The sequence below is a fragment of the Cellulophaga sp. F20128 genome (assembly GCF_023015805.1).
GTDB lineage: Bacteria > Bacteroidota > Bacteroidia > Flavobacteriales > Flavobacteriaceae > Cellulophaga.
Genome location: NZ_JALKBA010000008.1, coordinates 91217 through 110589, shown reverse-complemented (window position 1 = coordinate 110589; position 19373 = coordinate 91217). Strand labels below are relative to the sequence as shown.

General features: G+C 36.6%; 14 protein-coding genes. 8 read left to right on the top strand and 6 right to left on the bottom strand.

Annotation, left to right across the window (positions count from 1 at the left end):
- Nucleotides 1–2: 2 nt before the first annotated feature.
- On the top strand, nt 3–770 hold the full coding sequence (locus MWU65_RS09845; RefSeq protein WP_247077464.1) for an SDR family NAD(P)-dependent oxidoreductase: 768 nt from the start codon (nt 3–5) through the stop codon (nt 768–770).
- Nucleotides 763–1899, top strand: a complete 1137-nt coding sequence (locus tag MWU65_RS09840) for an ATP-binding protein (protein ID WP_247077461.1) — start codon at nt 763–765, stop codon at nt 1897–1899. Before MWU65_RS09845 ends, MWU65_RS09840 begins: the two co-directional genes overlap by 8 nt.
- A gap of 42 nt (nt 1900–1941) precedes the next feature.
- On the opposite strand, the gene MWU65_RS09835 is transcribed toward MWU65_RS09840, so the two are convergent.
- Complete coding sequence (locus MWU65_RS09835) at nt 1942–4500, bottom strand: adenosylcobalamin-dependent ribonucleoside-diphosphate reductase (protein ID WP_247077458.1); 2559 nt, start codon at nt 4498–4500, stop codon at nt 1942–1944.
- Nucleotides 4501–4828: 328 nt separating this feature from the next.
- Between MWU65_RS09835 and MWU65_RS09830 the strand changes: the two genes are divergently transcribed.
- The 5 genes from MWU65_RS09830 to MWU65_RS09810 all read left to right on the top strand — a co-directional run bounded on the left by MWU65_RS09830 (nt 4829) and on the right by MWU65_RS09810 (nt 9103).
- Nucleotides 4829–5965, top strand: coding sequence for an SPFH domain-containing protein (locus tag MWU65_RS09830; RefSeq protein WP_247077456.1), 1137 nt, complete (start codon nt 4829–4831; stop codon nt 5963–5965).
- Nucleotides 5966–5982: 17 nt separating this feature from the next.
- Nucleotides 5983–6204: a DUF1059 domain-containing protein gene (locus MWU65_RS09825; RefSeq protein WP_247077454.1), complete on the top strand. Its 222-nt coding sequence runs from the start codon at nt 5983–5985 to the stop codon at nt 6202–6204.
- 62 nt (nt 6205–6266) lie between these two features.
- On the top strand, nt 6267–7349 hold the full coding sequence (locus tag MWU65_RS09820; RefSeq protein ID WP_247077452.1) for a DNA helicase PriA: 1083 nt from the start codon (nt 6267–6269) through the stop codon (nt 7347–7349).
- Nucleotides 7346–8071 (top strand): metallophosphoesterase, encoded by a 726-nt coding sequence (locus MWU65_RS09815; RefSeq protein ID WP_247077450.1) that lies wholly within the window; start codon nt 7346–7348, stop codon nt 8069–8071. The genes MWU65_RS09820 and MWU65_RS09815 overlap by 4 nt, the downstream gene beginning before the upstream one ends.
- Before the next feature lie 36 nt (nt 8072–8107).
- Entirely contained in the window at nt 8108–9103 is a 996-nt protein-coding gene (locus MWU65_RS09810) for an acyl-ACP desaturase (protein ID WP_247077447.1), read from the top strand.
- A gap of 72 nt (nt 9104–9175) precedes the next feature.
- Here MWU65_RS09810 and MWU65_RS09805 read toward each other — a convergent pair whose 3' ends face one another.
- From MWU65_RS09805 to MWU65_RS09785, 5 genes are all read right to left on the bottom strand, one after another.
- Nucleotides 9176–9724: a hypothetical protein gene (locus tag MWU65_RS09805; protein ID WP_247077444.1), complete on the bottom strand. Its 549-nt coding sequence runs from the start codon at nt 9722–9724 to the stop codon at nt 9176–9178.
- Nucleotides 9725–10116: 392 nt separating this feature from the next.
- Complete coding sequence (locus tag MWU65_RS09800) at nt 10117–11670, bottom strand: aldehyde dehydrogenase family protein (RefSeq protein WP_247077441.1); 1554 nt, start codon at nt 11668–11670, stop codon at nt 10117–10119.
- A gap of 98 nt (nt 11671–11768) precedes the next feature.
- Nucleotides 11769–12311 carry a 3-hydroxyanthranilate 3,4-dioxygenase gene (locus tag MWU65_RS09795; protein WP_247077438.1) on the bottom strand — a complete coding sequence of 181 codons (543 nt, stop codon included), beginning with the start codon at nt 12309–12311 and terminating at the stop codon, nt 11769–11771.
- A 78-nt stretch (nt 12312–12389) separates the two neighbouring features.
- Nucleotides 12390–12875, bottom strand: a complete 486-nt coding sequence (locus MWU65_RS09790) for a CAP domain-containing protein (RefSeq protein WP_247077435.1) — start codon at nt 12873–12875, stop codon at nt 12390–12392.
- Between the two features lie 318 nt (nt 12876–13193).
- Nucleotides 13194–13661, bottom strand: a complete 468-nt coding sequence (locus MWU65_RS09785) for a CAP domain-containing protein (protein WP_247077434.1) — start codon at nt 13659–13661, stop codon at nt 13194–13196.
- Between the two features lie 177 nt (nt 13662–13838).
- On the opposite strand from MWU65_RS09785, the gene MWU65_RS09780 reads away from it, so the two are divergent.
- Nucleotides 13839–19346 carry an MG2 domain-containing protein gene (locus MWU65_RS09780; protein WP_247077433.1) on the top strand — a complete coding sequence of 1836 codons (5508 nt, stop codon included), beginning with the start codon at nt 13839–13841 and terminating at the stop codon, nt 19344–19346.
- Nucleotides 19347–19373: the final 27 nt, after the last annotated feature.

Genomic DNA, 19373 nt, shown 5'->3' with positions numbered 1-19373 from the left:
CAATGGGTACTACAAAGAAAATAGCAGTAATAACTGGTGCAACTAGCGGTATTGGGAGGGCAACAGCACAGCTTTTTGCTAAGCATGCGATACACCTTGTGCTCTGCGGCAGAAGACAAGATCGTTTAACGGCGCTTAAAGAGGAATTAATGCATTATACCTCAGTGCATACTTTAAATTTTGATGTGCGCGATAAGGATGCTGTTTTTGCTGCTCTTCAATCCTTGCCAGCGGAATTTACAGACATTGATATTTTAATTAATAATGCAGGTAATGCACATGGATTAGAACCTATACAAGAGGGTAGTCTAGACGATTGGGATGCTATGCTCGACATAAATGTTAAAGGGCTTTTGTATGTTTCTAAGGCTATTATTCCGGGGATGGTGGCCAAAAAAGCGGGACATATCATAAATATTGGATCTACAGCAGCCAAGGAAGTATACCCAAATGGCAATGTGTATTGTGCCAGTAAGCATGCTGTGGATGCGCTAAATCAAGGAATGCGCATCGATTTAAATCCGTTCAATATTAGAGTTGGTTCTATAAACCCAGGAATGGTAGAAACAGAATTCAGTAGTGTACGGTTTAAAGGCGATGAAGATCGTGCAGCAAAAGTATATCAGGGCTTTACTGCTTTACAGGCAGAAGATGTAGCGGATATTATCCATTTTGTAGTGACGAGACCCTACCATGTAAATATCGCTGATTTGGTGGTTATGAGTACGGCCCAAGCGAATAGTACTATTGTAAATAAAAGTAATGATTAACAAGCGCCTATTAGTAAAAAACTTGTTAGCTCATAATGATGAGAATAGTTTTTATGATAAAAAGCGATTTATAGACATTGGACAAAAGGAAGGAAAAGCAAAGTTTTTAAAACATGTTTGTGCTTTGGCCAATAGCAATCCCAAAAACAATTCTTTTATCGTTGTAGGTGTAGAAGATGAGGGTAATACTATTGTGGGAGTTGATTTTTTTGATGATAGCAAAATTCAAAATTTAGTAAACGCCTATATCAATAACGCTCCAGCTATATCTTATGAGAATATTCCGTTTCCACATCTTCCTGAAGGTAAGGTGGTAGGTTTGGTTACCATTAAATCTAACGGGAAAGTATGTGTCTTAAGTAAGAATATTTGGAAATATTATGGCGGCACTGTTTTTTTTAGGGAAGGAAGTATTAGTATGCCTAAGGCTTATGGAATAGAATTAAAGGATATTAATTCTAATGCTGTTACTACGATAGAACAACACGCTAAAAACAATATTGAGCTCACCCTTGACGGAGTAATCGATTTTATAAACAATAGGCATAAAGATCTGCCCAGTTACTACAAAGTTTTTAAGGAGCAGTTTGTGGTTTGTTGGGCCGGAAATCAGAATAAAATAAAGGAACAGCTGTATTATTCTCGAGTGGATATAGAGTTAATTAATGAACAGGTAAAATTGTTTTATTCCATTTTTGATGAAATCACCATTGCCTTCGATGAGGATTCTTTTACAACAACAGAATATGTGCAACTCGGCTTGGGAAAGCAACAAAAGTATTATCCATTTGAAAAAGTGGTGATTACCTTTAATCATAATGGAAAATACTTTATTCAGAGCGATTTAATTTTTGAACCACCCCAGTATGATAAAAAAACGCTGCATCACATTTTCAATACCAACGTTGCTTTGATTGACAAATTAGAAAAAAATATAAAACTAACAACCGCGGAACAGGAAGACCTTAATCATCTGCCTGATACGTATTTAATTTGTTACCTAAATGATTTTCTAGAGGCATTGCCGCAAATGGAAAAAGCAAAACCTATCATAAAAAAACACAACAAAGAAGTGTACCAATCTCTAAAAGAAGCTTTCCGAATTTTAAGAAAGGTGAGGTATAATTAGAGGGTACAATCCTTATGTTATTGTTTTGCCTTTTAGTTCATTTTATCCACATTTTGAAGATCCACAATCCTTACAGGTTAGACAGCCTTCTTGGTAAATAAGGGTCGTGGAATTGCAATTCTCACATTTTTGACCCTTAACTTTAGTTCCGTCTACTACATACTTTTTTAAAGCTCGTGCCACTCCATTTTTCCATGTATTTATAGATTCGTTGTTGAGCTGTAAACTATTGATTAAATCTGCTACTTTTTCAATAGGCATACCATGGCGTAAGGTCCCTGAAATTAATTTGGCGTAATTCCAGTATTCAGGATTAAATTTATGTGATAAGCCTTCAATGGTGGTTTTGTAACCTCGTTTATTCTTATATTGAAAATCATACCTAGAAATGCCATTTTCGTCTCTATTTTTAATGATCAATCCTTTGTTGACCCAGCGTGGTATTAAAATACCATCTTCATCATCTTCCAAGCCCGTAAATATCTCATAAGGATTCCCGTCAATTAGCCCTATGAAAGCAATCCATTTTTCTTTGTTGTTTTGAAATCGTACAATGTCGGCTTCAACAGTTTCAGGTCGTTTGGATGGAAAATTTGTTAGGGTTTCGGCATCGTTATCATCGTCACTTTTTTCGTCATTTGAAATCAAGACTCCAGATCTAGAACCGTCTCTGTAAACTGTAACTCCTTTACAACCTGCTTTCCAAGCTTCAAGGTACAATTCGCCAACCAGTTTTTCTGAGGCGTTGTTTGGTAAATTAATGGTAACACTTATAGAGTGGTCTACCCATTTTTGAACGGCGCCCTGCAGTTTAACTTTGCTCATCCAATCCACATCATTGGATGTGGCTTTGTGATATGGGGATTTCTGTACCAATTCATTTATTTCTTTCTGACTGTATTTTTTAGCAGTATCATATCCATTTACAGACATCCACTGTTTAAATCTGTGGTGAAATACAACATATTCTTCCCAAGAATCTCCAACTTCATCTACAAAATTTATATTCACCCCTACATCATTAGGGTTTACTTTTCTACGACGTTTATACACAGGTAGAAAAACCGGCTCTATGCCCGAGGTAGTTTGGGTCATTAAGCTTGTAGTGCCTGTAGGGGCAATAGTTAGTAAGGCGATGTTTCTGCGACCATATTTTAACATATCATCGTACAATTTTTCATCGGCCTCCTTTAGGCGTAAAATAAACGGATTGTTTTTTTCAAGATTTGCATCGAAAACCTGAAATGCTCCCCTTTCTTTGGCGGTATTTACAGATGCTCTATAGGCTTCTAATGCGATGGTTTTATGAACTTCAACAGAAAACACATTGGCGTCTTTGCTTCCGTATTGGAGTCCTAACGCTGCGAGCATATCGCCCTCTGCTGTAATGCCAATTCCGGTACGACGCCCTTGAATGGCTTTTTCTTTAATTTTTTTCCATAAATTGTACTCTGCACTTTTTGTTTCTTCTAGTTCTGGGTCTAAGTGGATTTTTTCTAAAATAGCATCAATCTTTTCTAATTCAAGATCAATAATATCATCCATCATACGCTGGGCTACTCCAATATGCTTTTTAAACAATTCTTGGTTAAAAGTGGCCTTATTGGTAAAAGGGTTGTCCACATATGAAAATAAATTGATGGCTAAAAGGCGACACGAATCGTAAGGACAAAGCGGAATTTCACCACAAGGGTTTGTAGACACGGTTTTAAAGCCAAAATCGGTATAACAATCAGGAACAGATTCCTTGATAATAGTGTCCCAAAACAAAATACCAGGTTCTGCAGATTTCCATGCATTGTGTACTATTTTATTCCATAGTTTATTCGGATTTATGGTTTTACTCACCTTTGGTGAAGGACTGTGAATTGGGAATTTCTGTACATAAGGGCTATTGTTTTCAACAGATTGCATGAATTCGTTGTCTATACGCACAGAAATGTTAGCTCCTGTTACTTTCCCTTGTTCCATTTTTGCATCTATAAAATCTTCTGCGTCAGGATGATTAATAGAAACAGAGAGCATCAATGCGCCTCTTCTGCCATCCTGAGCAACTTCTCTAGTAGAGTTAGAATAGCGATCCATAAATGGAACAAGGCCCGTTGAGGTTAAAGCCGAATTTTTTACGGCAGAACCCTTGGGTCTTATGTGAGAAAGGTCGTGGCCTACACCCCCACGTCTTTTCATTAATTGCACCTGTTCTTCATCAATTTTCATAATACCCCCATAAGAATCAGATTTGCCATCATTTCCAATTACAAAACAATTAGAAAGTGATGCTATTTGAAAAGGATTGCCTATTCCAGCCATTGGGCTGCCTTGGGGAACAATGTATTTAAAATCTTTAATAAGGTCGAAAATTTCACTTTCACTTAAAGGGTTTTTGTATTGTTGTTCTACGCGCCCAATTTCTTTGGCAATACGGCGATGCATATCATCTGGTGTTAACTCATAAATATTACCTTCAGAATCCTTTAGCGCATACTTGTTTAACCATACCTGTGCTGCTAAATCGTCTCCTTTGAAATAATTGGAGGTGGCTTTGAGTACCTCTTCTTGGGAGTGGGTTTTTCTTATTTTTTGTAGTATTTGAGTTGCCATTTTGCTTTTTTTTTGAAATTATGCTATGAAAAATATAATTCAAAGGTAGTGTGAAAATAGCAGAATAAATAAACTTTTAATCTGATTATTATCATACAAGTTTCAAAAAAAAAGCGGTATTAAACTGATAATAAGGATTATAAGTTATTTTTTATATAAAAAAGTTCTCAAAAAAAATTATTTTTAAAAAATTTAAAAATAATTTATGATAGAAAAAATACAACTTCAGGCTAGTTTTTGAATTTTAAGGTAAAAAAAGAATTAAACCTTTTTTTAAGTTTTACTAATTTCACTACCTTGTTTAAGAAATTTATAAAAACACAACCAAATGGGAATATTTGATGAAATTAAAAAGAAATTAAGTCACGAGTTTATAGATATCATAGAATGGTTAGACAATAGCAATGATACCATTGTACACCGTTTTGAACGTTACCAAAATGAAATTAAAAACAACGCCAAGCTTATCGTAAGAGAAGGGCAAGTGGCTGTTTTTGTCAATGAGGGTCAATTGGCGGATGTTTTTAAACCAGGAACCTACACGCTAAACACTCAGAATTTACCCCTATTAACCACCATAAAAGGTTGGAAATATGGTTTTAATAGTCCGTTTAAGGCCGAGGTTTATTTTGTAAACACTCGATTGTTTACAGATGAAAAGTGGGGCACCAAAAATCCAATAATGTTAAGCGATTCTCGCTTTGGACTTACAGAAATAAGGGCTTTCGGGACCTATAGTTTTAGGATCATAGATGCAGGTAAATTTGTAGTAGATGTCGTAGGAACTGATGGTAATTTCACAAATTATGAAGTGAATGAGCATTTAAAAAGTTTAATAGTTACACGTTTTACAGATACCGTAGGTGAGGCCAATTTGCCAATAGAGTTGTATGCGGCAAATACGTCTGAACTCTCTGAAACTTGTCAAGATGTTATGCAGCCAGAATTTGGTCGGGTAGGTATAGAGTTGGAGAAGTTTTATATAGAAAATGTATCCATGCCGGAAGAACTTAAAAAGGAAATTTTTGAGTACAGTAGGCTCGATAAGTTGGATATGGGTAAGTTAACCCAATTTAAAACAGCCAAAGCCATTGAAGCTGCAGCTAAAAACGAAGGGGGTACAGCAGGAGCAGGTATGGGAATGGGAATGGGTTTTGTATTGGCCCAACAAATGGGTGGGATGATAAATCCTCAGATGCAGCAGCCTGCAGCAGCACAAGTACCTCAGGGAGCAGCAGTGCCTCCTCCAATGCCGGTACAAACTATGTATTTTTATGCTACAAATGGCCAACAAATGGGCCCTGTTGGGTTTGAGAAACTAAAGGAACTTTTTGCCAACAGGACGATAAATAAAGAAACATTACTTTGGAAACAAGGAATGGCTAATTGGGCCGCACTAAATGAAATAGAAGAGTTAAAAGTATTTTTAGGGGGTAATACACCTCCGCCATTACCTGGAGCATAGTATGAAATTTTAGAAGTATGAAAAAAATGACATGTAAACAGTTGGGGGGAGCATGTGCAATGGAATTTTATGGTGCTACTTTTGAAGAAATAGCAGCACAAAGTAAAAAGCACGGTAGGGAAATGTTTCTGGAGGGTGATGTAGCTCATCTTGAGGCAATGGAGCAAATGCGAAGTATGAATCCTGTAGCAATGAAACATTGGTTTGATGAAAAGCGTAACTTATTTAATGTGCTGTAGCTATGTAGCATTGAAACAACTGATTGTGCAGGGAATTTCACCCTTTGCTATGAGGTAATTTTATGGAAGAATTAAAACAATCTGAACAAAATAAACCCTGTGCCAATTGTGGTGCTGAGTTAAAATACAAACCTGGTTCACAACAATTGGCGTGTGGCTATTGTGGCTATGAAGAATTTATTGAGCAAGCCAAAAGTAGTTTTGAAGAGTTAGAACTACAGCATTATCTAAAAGCTGTTGGTGATAATGCCTATACAGAAACTATAGATTTGTTACACTGTAAAAACTGTGGCGCCAATCAGCATATTGAAGAAAACTTTAAGTCGCTCCAATGTGTGTATTGTAGTGAGCCCTTAATTCGTGAAGATATTGAAAAGGAGGGGTGGATTTTGCCTAGTGCCGTTGTGCCTTTTCAATTGGATGCTAAAAAGGCAGGAAGTATTTTTAAAAAATGGGTAGGTGGTATTTGGTTTGCTCCCAATAAACTAAAAAGAGCAGCCTTAGATCCAGAAAGTATACATGGCTTGTATGTGCCGCATTGGACATTTGATGCTAATATGACTGCAGACTACCAAGGGCAAAGGGGTGAGTATTATTATGTAACACAAACCTACAAAACTAAAAATGGCACCAAAACAAGACAGGTTCGGAAAACAAGATGGCACCCTGCATCTGGTCGGGTAAACGGCTTTGTTGATGATATTTTAATCAATGCTTCAGAGAAAAAACAACGCGAAATTCCGACCAGTGTTTCCTTTTGGAACCTTAAAGAGTTGCAACCTTTTACTTCTAAGTATTTAGCGGGCTTTGTCACGGAAAAGTATACGATTTCGCTGAAAGAAGGGCATCATCAATCGTTTAAAAAAGCAAAAGAAATTGCGTATCAATGGATTCGACGTGATATTGGTGGAGATACACAACAGATACATCATGCAGATATAAAATTATCAGATGAAAAATTTAAACATGTTTTGTTACCCATATATATTAGTTCTTATACGTATAATGGCAAAGAATACCGTTTTTATGTCAATGGGCAAACCGGAAAAATAAGCAGTTCAAGGCCTTATTCTTTCTGGAAAATATTCTTTTTGGTCCTATTTATTGTGATTATTATTGCGCTATTTGCGTTCTTTGCCCAATGAGAAAATTAGTAATTGGAGATATTCATTCTGGACTAAAAGCATTGCAACAAGTGTTAAAAAATGCGGCTGTAACTCCTAATGATCACCTTATTTTTTTAGGAGATTATGTTGATGGTTGGAGTGAAGCTGTAGCGACAATCAATTATTTAATCGATTTAAAAACCACACATAATTGCACCTTTATTCGGGGAAATCACGATGAACTTTGTGCAGATTGGTTAAAGACAGGCAACCAAAACGCTACTTGGGTTTTACATGGCGGTCAAGCTACTATGGATTCTTATGCCTCTCTAGATCCGAATACAAAAGAGCAACACATTCAGTTTTTCGATGGTCTTGAAAATTATTATTTGGATGATGAAAATAGACTTTTTTTACATGCTGGTTTTACAAACTTAAAGGGAGTGGACTTTGAATATTTTGAAAAACTATTCTATTGGGATAGAACCTTATGGGAATTAGCACTTTCTGTAGACCCTAATTTATCGAAAGAAGACAAGCTCTACCCAAAACGTCTGTTGCAATACAAAGAAGTGTATATTGGACATACTCCGGTTACGCGCATCGGGGAAACTACGCCTCAAAATGGAGCCAATGTCTATAATATAGATACAGGAGCAGCTTTTAGAGGACCATTATCTGTAATGGATATTCGTACAAAAGAAGTGTGGCAAAGTAACAATGTCTTTACGTTTTATCCGAATCAAAAAGGTAGGAATTAAAAATTATTAACGACCTTTGTAAAAAGAACCATTAATATGTCTGCACACAATATACGATTAGAAGTAATGAAGGCCATTGAGGGCAAGGTAGAAGGTTTTATAGATTCTTACCTAGTTCCTATTGAAAAAATATGGCAGCCAACGGATTTTTTACCCGATTCTCAAAGCGATAACTTTTTTAATGAAGTAGAGCAAATTAGAGAAGAAGCGAAAGAACTTGGTTATGATTTTTGGGTAACTTTAGTGGCAGATACTATTACGGAAGAGGCCTTACCAACCTATGAATCATGGCTAATGGATGTTGAAGGTATAGACCAACATAGTGGTAATGAAAACGGGTGGTCAAAATGGGTTCGACAATGGACTGCTGAAGAAAACAGACATGGAGATGTGCTCAATAAATATTTGTATTTATCTGGAAGGGTAAATATGAGAGAAGTAGAAATTACGACCCAGCATCTTATTGCAGATGGTTTTGATATAGGAACAGATAGAGATCCATACAAAAACTTTATTTATACTTCATTTCAAGAATTAGCAACAAATATATCTCACAAACGTGTGGGACAAATGGCGAAGAAAAAAGGAAATACCTTATTGGGTAAAATGTGTACCATTATTGCTGGTGATGAAATGCGCCATCATTTGGCCTACCGAGAATTTGTGAAAACCATTATGGACCAAGATCCGAATGGTATGTTGCTTGCTTTTGCAGATATGATGAAAAGAAAAATTGTTATGCCAGCACATTTTTTACGGGAATCTGGCGGGGAAATTGGAACGGCATTTGAAACCTTCTCGAATTGTGCTCAACGATTGGGTGTTTATACGGCGCAAGATTATATAGAAATCCTTAAGAAGTTGAACAATTATTGGGATGTTGAAAATTTAAGAGGTTTAAATGATTCGGCAGAAAAAGCAAGGGATTATTTAACCAAGCTTCCTTCTCGATTAGAACGTATTTCGGAGCGAATGAAGTATGATCAGGACCAATACCATTTTAAATGGGTAGAGGCTAACGGAAGGATTTAATGCCATAAATGGTAACACTAAAAACCCCGATTCTTTATATATGAATCGGGGTTTTTAGTGTTACGGCGGGTACTAAAGTTTACCGTGTTTGTGTTTGTCTTGCCATTTTTTTAAATCTTCCCATTTTCCTTCATAACACATTTTGGCTTGCATTGGCCATGAAGAAGGATCGTGGATTCTATATCTGTCTCCACCAGAATTTAATACCTCTTGACACTTCGCAACAGAAACGTCAGAAAGTGCTTTCCATGTTTTTATGTCAAAACTATGAAATAGGCCTTCTATTTTGGGTCCAATACCCTCCACAACTTTTAAGTCGTCCTGTTTAATTTTTTTTCCGATGACCGCTTTGGCCGCTCCTGCATTAAAGGCCATAGCAGTGGCGGTGGCTACAGTTGGTTGTGCTGATGGAGCAACTACGGCGGAAGTCGCTACTTGTGCTCTACACGCATCTAAGTCGGCTGTAAGTTTTGCATTCTTATCCTTCCATATTTGTACCGAAGAAGTATTATCGATAACCTCCGTTTTTCCCTTGCCTAAGAAATAGCCTAGTATGCCACATATTATTCCAACTAAAATAGGGAGTAGCCAGCACCAAATACTCATATTTTCAAAATCCATCTTTATTTGTTTTAATGTTCTAAGTTACAATGTATTAAAAAAATACTATAAATGTTAAAAAAATTAAGAAAAACAAGGATGCTGCCTATAATTACTGTAGTTAATGGATTATTAAATTGTGTTTGAGTCATTTATGACAAAAAAGCAACCAGTTATACAATTCTGAGTTACAGTGGTATAATATGTGTTTGTAAATGAGAAATATTTCTTGAAATTTACAGTATCATAGTAGGAAAAAAAGCCCTTATTCTCCCGAAAAGTTCGGCATTGAATTTGGGTTTTTTTAAACGGTAATGAGTTAGTTTAGAGTATATCTGTAATTGATTAGTCTTCAAAATCAGATAAACGTAAAAACCTCTATTTGAGAAATCAAATAGAGGTTCTTTATGTTCTTATAAATCGAACTTAATTCCCTGTGACAAGGGTAACTCTGTTGTGTAGTTAATGGTGTTGGTTTGTCTGCGCATGTAAATTTTCCAAGCATCAGATCCTGATTCTCGTCCACCGCCAGTATCTTTTTCGCCTCCAAAGGCACCGCCTATTTCGGCACCAGAAGTTCCAATGTTTACATTGGCAATACCACAGTCCGATCCGGTAACAGATAAGAAGTGTTCTGCCTCACGTAAGTTGTTCGTCATGATGGCAGAGGATAGGCCTTGGGCTACCTGGTTTTGAATAGCTATGGCATTTTCCACATCACCCGTATAGGTCAGCAAATAAAGAACCGGAGCAAACGTTTCATGTTGTACAATTTTATAAAAAGGTTCTGCTTCGGCAATAGCTGGTTTAACGTAACAACCAGATTCATAGCCTTCACCAGAAAGAACACCGCCTTCTACCAAAATAGAACCTCCCTCAGCCACAACCTGTGTTAAGGCGTTTTCATACATGCTCACTGCTGCCTTGTCTATCAGCGGCCCAACATGGTTATTTTCATCTAAGGGGTTGCCAATACGCAATTGTTTGTACGCATCAACAAGAGCTTTCTTTACGGTGGCATACATGCTTTCGTGGATGATTAATCTACGGGTTGAGGTACAGCGTTGGCCTGCAGTGCCAACTGCACCAAAAACAGCGCCTATAACTGTCATTTTAACATCAGCGTCTGGGGTAACTATAATGGCGTTGTTTCCGCCCAGTTCTAAAAGTGATTTTCCCAAACGACCTGCAACTTCTTGAGCTACAATTTTACCCATTCTTGTAGAACCTGTTGCCGATATTAACGGAATACGAGGATCCTTGGTTAGAAATTCACCTACTTTATAATCTCCATTTATAAGGTTACAAATGCCTTCCGGTAAATTATTTTCAGCAAACACTTCGGCGGCAATATTTTGACAAGCAACACCACACATTGGTGTTTTTTCACTAGGTTTCCAAACACATACATCACCACATATCCATGCTAATGCGGTGTTCCAGGCCCAAACAGCAACCGGAAAATTAAAGGCAGATATAATCCCTACAACGCCTAATGGATGATACTGTTCATACATTCGGTGTCCAGGTCTTTCAGAGTGCATTGTTAAACCGTGTAGTTGGCGTGATAAGCCTACTGCAAAGTCGCAGATATCGATCATTTCTTGAACTTCGCCTAAGCCTTCTTGGTAACTTTTTCCCATTTCATAGGAAACAAGTTTTCCTAAAGCTTCCTTTTTTTCGCGTAATTTTTCACCAAATTGGCGAACAATCTCACCACGTTGGGGAGCGGGCATTGTTCTCCAAGTCTTAAAAGCAGCCGTAGCCGATTTCATTACTTTTTCGTAATCTTCCTTGCTTGTAGTTTTTACTTTACCAATGAGTTTTCCGTCTACAGGAGAATAGCTTTCTATCAAATTTCCACTAGAGAAATTTACAGATCCGGTTGAAGTACCTTCGTTACTATTTTTTAATCCTAATTGTTTTAAAGCATTGTCTATTCCAAATGAGGCTGTAGTTTTTGACATTTTATAACTTTTATATTAAAAATTGTTATTTTTATCAAAGTTACAAATAATTGCCTTTCGTTTAACAATCTGCTAATTGTCTTGTCCTAGAGATTCGTTTAGTCTTCATCGGCGACAAATTTTTTGTCTGTAGGCATTATGGTATGGCAGTTATCACAGCTGCGATGTTCTTTAGAGCCATAAAATATTTTAAAATGTTTAAGAAAATCTTTTTCAATATCATTCAAGGTAAAATACGCTTCGTATAGTTTGTGGTTGCAATTGTCGCAATACCATAGCAAGCCATCATCAACACCCATATCGGATCGCTTTCTTTCAATTACGAGTCCTATAGAATCTTTGTGGCGAACCGGGGAGTGCGGCACTTTAGCAGGATGCAAATACATGTCTCCAGGACCAAGTTTCATTGTTTTTTTTTCACCGTTTTCCTGAATATGAATTTCAATATGCCCTTCCAACTGATAGAAAAGCTCTTCGGTTTCATTATAGTGATAATCTTTTCTAGCATTGGGTCCTGCGACAATCATAACAATGTAATCACCAGCATCTTTGTACAGGTTTTTATTGCCAACAGGTGGTTTTAAGGTATCCCTGTTTTCTTTAATCCACTTGGTAAGGTTAAAGGGTGCTTTAATAGACATAATGCTTTTCTTAATTATAAAGTTGAGTAACTAGTAAACGTATTCCAAATTTAAGAAAAGAAAATAGGTTTGCTTATTTTATTTATAGAACATTTGAGTGAAATAATAATCGCCGGCATTATTTGGCTTAACACTTAATCCGGTATGTGTATAATCACCTACAATGTTTAATTTGTGTCCTGGGCTGCTTATCCATGAATCAAAGGCTTGTTGTGCTCCATTATAATCCTTGGCAACGTTTTCTGATATTAATTCGGCGTTGGTTTCAGTAGCTAAATTAGCAGCTCTTTTTGAAAAATTATCATGGTTAATTTCACCTAAATCAATCATATATATAGTATGTTGGTGGGCGTATCTGTAAGCGGCATCACTTAGTTGTAAATTATTTAAGCCCTCAGAAGTTCTGTAATCGTTAATTAAGGTAATTAGGTCTGCCTCCATTTTGGAAGCAACTAATTGCGAAGCCACAGTTGCTCCAAATAACTCTTCGCTATCCTTTTTAGAATTACAAGCAGCGATTAAAAAGGTTAGCATAATAATTGGCAATAACTTTATTCGTAGCATAGTGGGGGGATTTCTAATTAAAAATTTTGTGCAAAAGTACCCGTTCACTTAGCCTAATATTGGATAAATACTACGTAAGTAAATGTATCTTCGTTAAGGTGTATTATTTATAAATAAAATAGGGTTTTTACACAATTTTATTCTTTTTCAATCGATTAAAAATGCTGTTAAACAGGGTTTTAACAACTTGTCGGATTAAGAGGTAATAGGACTGAAAAGGTTGTGGTGTAGTAATTTAAGGTGCTAAAAAAAGAGAAGTGAACAAACATAAACCAATATAGTAGTCTTATTAGAAAAGCACTTTTTTATAGTAGACTACTATTTGTAAAATAATTGGGTAAAGTAGTAATTGCCTTCTGGTTTTTTCATTACACTAATGCCTGTATGGGTGTAATCTCCCTCTATATTTTCCTTGTGACCATCACTCAGCAACCAATTAATTATGGCTTCGTTTGCTGAAGTATAATTCCTGGCTACATTTTCTGAAACATATTTAGCATTTGTTTTTTCAGAAATTTGTTGTGCCCTATAGGGAAAGTCATTGTGGTTTAGTTCTCCTTTTTCAATCATATAGAGAGTGTGCTCACTGGCGTACTTTTGCGCAATACTACTTTGCTCCAATGTGTTTTTTCCCAAAGTCAATCTGTGTGCGTTTATGAGGCTTAATACCTCAGCTTCAAAAACGGAATTACTGGTGGCTATAACTTCATTTTCAACAGAATCTTTGGAGCAACTAGCGACCAATACAATAAGTATTACTAATGAAATTCGAAGTTTTTGAAACATATAAAGATTGTAAATAATAATGGCCCTCTTAATAGTCGCATAATATATGTGAAACAATTAATTTATTGCTATTTAGGATAATCTTATAGTTGAAGTGCAATTTATTTAGATAAAACACCCTTTTTGATGAATTCTTATAAGCTATAATAATATTACCTTTACCGTAAAATCTGTGCTATGAGAATAAAATTTGTGCTCTATTTCTTCCTTATTAGTTTAATAATTGGATGTAAAAAAGGACCTACAGTGGTAGATTCAGTTTCTGCAATTGATTATGCCGAATATGTTTCTCAATATACCCATGGGATAATATCGACCAGGACCAATATTCAAATTGTTTTGACCAAACCAGTTGCTGCATGGAGTAAGGAAACTAAGTTAGATCATACGCTACTGAAAATTTCCCCAAAAATTAAGGGAACATTAAAGGCTGTAAATAGCAAAACCTTAATTTTTACGCCCGAAGAGGCCTTACGGCAGCATACGAAGTATACGGTTCAATTAGATTTGGATAAAATTTACGATGATGTCCCGGATGATTTGGCTGAATTTGCATTTTTTGTGCATACAATTAAACAAGAGTTTAGTGTAAATACAAGTCCTATGCAAGCGTATTCTAAGGCGTACCAATATATAGAAGGACAGATTAGAAGTGCAGATGAACTTACTTTAGAAGTGGCAAAAAAGTTAATAAATGTTTCGCACAATGGACAAAATATTGCGGTTACATTTAGTAATCAACCGGAAAGTGGGACACAATTTCAATTTAAGATAGATAGTATTCCCCGTCTTACCGAAGATTCAGCATTAGAGATCGCATACAGTGGAAAAAGTTTTGATATAGAGACCGAGGGGAAAAGCAGTATAAAAGTTCCAGGAAAAAGTAATTTTTCAATCTTAAATATTAGTGTAGCACAAGCAGAAAGCCCTGTTGTTAAAATCAATTTTTCAGACCCCATAAAAAAAGATCAGAACTTTAAAGGACTAATTGTTTTGCCCAATGATCCCAATCCTAAGTTTTCAGTAAATAGTACCACCCTAAGTGTTTACCCTTCTACGAATCATACAGGTACAATTTTAATAGAAGTTTTTGATGGGATTCAAAGTGCAGATGGCTATAAGCTAAAAAATAAATATGAAGAACGCGTAGCCTTTGAAGAGATAAAGCCCCAGGTTAGAGTTTTATCAAATGGGTCTATATTGCCTTCTTCGTCAAACTTAAAGGTGAACTTTGAAGCCGTAAATTTAAGCGCTGTAGACGTAAAGATCTTTCGGATTTATGAGGATAATGTATTGCAGTTTTTACAAGTTAGCAATCTAGACGGCAGTAATGAGTTGCGCAGAGTTGCCCGGCCAATTGCGGGGAAAAAGCTACAATTGCAAGATAATTTATCGGTAAATAATGGGAAGTGGAACGCACATGCTTTGGACTTAACAGAATTAATTACACCAGAAAAAGGAGCAATTTATAGGGTCGTGTTTTCATTTAAACCACAGTATAGTCTGTATACCTGTGAAAGCACCAACTTTGAAGCTATAGAAGAGGAGGAAACAGATTCTTTTGATGATGAAACAGAAAATAGTTACTGGGACTATTCGGACTATTATTATGATTACGGGTATGATTATGATTGGAACGAAAGGGAGAATCCCTGCCATACCTCATACTACAGAACAAAAAATGCTAGTGTAAATGTGCTGGCAACAGATATTGGTATTACTGTTAAAAAGGGGGCTAATAATAGTTATTTGGTGGTAACATCAGATTTGTTGACTACCAAACCAATTGCCGGGGCTAAAATTAGTTTTTACAATTTTCAGGAACAAAACATTGGTTCTGTAACCACAAATGCAGAAGGGATGTCATTTTTTGATGCAGAAAGTGTTGCCTTTTTTGCAGTAGCCGAACACAAGGGCCAAAAAACATACCTAAAGCTCAATGATGGGAATACCCTATCTGTAAGTAAGTTTAAAGTGGCCGGTGTAAAATTACAAAAAGGGATTAAAGGGTTTATTTTTGGAGAACGCGGGGTTTGGCGACCAGGAGATGCCCTGTTTTTGTCTTTTGTTTTAAATGACAATGCTAATAAACTACCAGCAAATCACCCGGTTAAAATAGAATTGATAGACCCCTATAATAAAGTGGTTCATAGGGAGGTAAAAACAAGTGGGTTACATAATTTCTACAATTTTACACTTCAAACAGACCAAGATGCCCCTACCGGAAATTGGCTTGCAAAAGTTTCTGTAGGAGGTGCACAATTTTCGAAAACCATTAAAATAGAAACTATAAAACCCAATCGCTTAAAAATTAAAAATGATTTTGAAGCAGAACTGTTGGTTGGTGGAGAACCGATCAAGGGAACAATGGAAGTAAAATGGCTCCATGGAGCAATAGCTAAAAATTTGAAAACAGATATAGCCGCCAAGTTCAATGTTGTGACTACTGCATTTCCTACTTTTCCTGCCTATGTTTTTGATGATCCTAGTAGGAGTTTTTCAGTAGAAGAACAAGTAGTTTTTACAGGTAAGGTTGATGCTGAAGGAAAAGCAAAATTTTCTTTAAATCCACAACTTGGAAGTAACCCTCCGGGGATGTTACAGGCTGCCTTTGTTACTAAGGTGTATGAAAATGGAGGAGATTTTAGTACCGATGTATTTACAAAATCATACTCGCCTTACAACACCTATGTTGGACTTAATGTACCTAAGGGTGACGCCTCTAAAGGAATGTTGCTCACCGATGTAAAACATAATTTTGAGGTGGTTACGGTAGATGAAAAGGGAAAACCAAAAGCTACTAAAAATTTAAAAGTAAGTGTTCATAAAATAGAATGGAGATGGTGGTGGGATACTTCCGAAGATAACCTGTCTCATTATGGAAGCAGTGGTTATCGAAATAAAATTTTCGAAAAAACGATCAACACAAATGCCAATGGAAAAGCAAATTTTGAATTCGAATTAAAATATCCAGATTGGGGAAGATATTTAGTGCGTATTGAAGACGAATACGGAGGGCATGCTACAGGAGAAACTATATATATAGATTGGCCAGGATGGGCAGGGAAATCTAAAAAGAACGATCCGTCTGCAGCGACTATGTTATTGTTTTCAGCCGATAAGGAGAGTTACAACACTGGAGAAACAGCAACAATTACCTTCCCTAGTTCAGATGGTGCAAGAGCTTTGGTAACCGTAGAAAATGGAAGTGAAGTGCTAAAATCGCTATGGGTAGAAACTACAAAAGGGGAAACTAAATTTACAGTTCCTATGACGGCAGAATACACCCCCAATGTATTTATACATATCTCTTTATTACAACCCCATGCATCTACTTTAAATGATTTGCCAATACGAATGTATGGGGTAATACCTATTTCAGTATCAGATGAACATACAAAGTTAGCGCCTAAAATTGCAATGCCAGAGGTATTACGTCCAGAAGAGACCATTACTGTGGCCGTAAGTGAGCACAATAAAAAACCAATGACTTATAGTATTGCCATTGTAGATGAAGGTTTGTTAGATTTAACCCGATTTAAAACCCCTAACCCTTGGGACACTTTTTATGCAAACGAAGCTTTGGGTGTTAAAACATGGGATATTTACGATGATGTTATTGGAGCTTTTGGTGGCCGAATTAATCAGGTGTTTGCCATTGGAGGAGATGATGAACTGGCAGGCGCTAAAAACAAAAAAGCCAATAGGTTTGAACCAATGGTGGTGCATTTAGGTCCTTTTCAATTAAAGGAAGGGGAAACGAAAGCACACAAAATAAAAATTCCAAAATATGTGGGATCGGTTAGAACTATGGTCGTAGCTGCACAGGCAGAAAATGGAGCCTATGGAAGTACGGAAAAAACAACTCCGGTTCGCAAGCCCTTGATGATCCTTGGCTCTTTACCGCGTAAAATTACACCTGGAGAAAAAGTAACCTTGCCTATCACTGTTTTTGCAATGGAAAAAAATGTAAAAAACGTAAGGGTTACCATTAAGGATGATAAAGCATTTACTATTGAAGGAGGTAATTCAACATCCATTTCATTTGAACAGCCAGATGAAAAAATGGTATATTTTACCTTGAAAGTTGCAGATTTTAAAGGGATTGGAAAAGTGGTTGTTGAAGCAACTTCTGGAACGGAAAAAGCATCCTTTGAAATTCCTATTGATGTTGTAAATCCAAACCCTATGACGACGGAAGTTCAAGATTTTGTTTTAGAACCAAATAGTGAAAAATCAATCGCCTTGGAAACTTTTGGAGTAACCGGAACAAATTCTGCCTCTATTGAATTATCTACCTTGCCTCCAATGAATTTTAATGGGAGAATGCAATACCTAATTCGGTATCCACATGGGTGTTTAGAGCAAATTACTTCAGCCGCATTTCCACAGCTATTTTTAGCAGCTATTTTTGATGTTTCATTGCTTCAGAAACAAGAAGTGCAAAGGAACATAGATGGCGCTATAAATCGTTTGGCTGGATTTCAAATATTTAACGGTGGAATGGCTTACTGGTATGGACAAAATAACGCGAATGATTGGAGCACGTCTTACGTTGGACACTTTATGTTGGAAGCCGAAAAGAGAGGATATGTACTTCCTATTGGATTTAAATCCAAATGGTTAACCTATCAACAAAATTCGGCAAAAAACTATAGGGATAACAATGGAAATTCCGATTTGTCACAGGCCTATCGTTTGTATACCCTAGCCTTGGCAGGTAGTGCAGATGTGGCATCTATGAACAGATTACAAGAAACTAAAAACCTATCTAATGAAGCTAAATTAAGATTAGCAGCAACCTATGCACATATAGGTCAGAAATCTGTGGCAAACAAATTAATGAACACAGCAGTTTTAGAGTTTAATGCTACTAAGCATTATGAAACCTATGGTTCATCAGCTAGGAACAGGGCAATGGCTTTAGAAACAATGGTGTTGTTAGAAGAAAAAGTAAAGGCGCAACAATTAGCAAAAGAACTGGCAAAAAAGCTAAATACAAATGAGTATATGAGCACTCAAAGTACAGCATACAGCCTTTTGGCAATGACTAAATTTGCGGAAATGGTTGGAGGAAAAGGTGTTCATGCTAGTCTTACCGTTAACGGAAAGCAAGAAATTGTAGCTACAGAGAAGACCTTGGCGAATAGAAGGCTTAGTGTACAAAAAGGAAGCAATGCCCTACTGTTAAAAAACACAGAAGGAAATACCTTGTATGTAAGCCTCCTAAATAATGGGAAGTTGCCCGTTGGAACAGAAAAAACACTACAGAAGAACATAGAGGCCAAAGTACAATATAAGGCTAGAAATGGAAGTGTAATTAATGTTTCTGAGATGAGTCAAGGTTCAGATTTTGTGGCAGAGGTGACCTTAACAAATACAACAGCAGACAAAGTGAATGATGTTGCCTTAACTCAAATTTTTCCTAGTGGGTGGGAAATAGTAAATACTCGATTTACGGATTTCGGAGATTTTGCAGCCAATGATGTAACCCATACAGATTTACGTGATGATAGGGCAAACTTTTATTTTGATTTAGATGCGAAGGAAACAAAAACATTCCGAATTTTGTTAAATGCCTCGTATTTAGGCACCTATTATTTGCCAGGTATACAGGCGGAAGCAATGTATGATAATGGCTATGTTGTGCGTACAAAAGGAAATTGGGTTGAAGTTGTAAAATAAACTCCATTTTCACGCAACCTTTTAAGA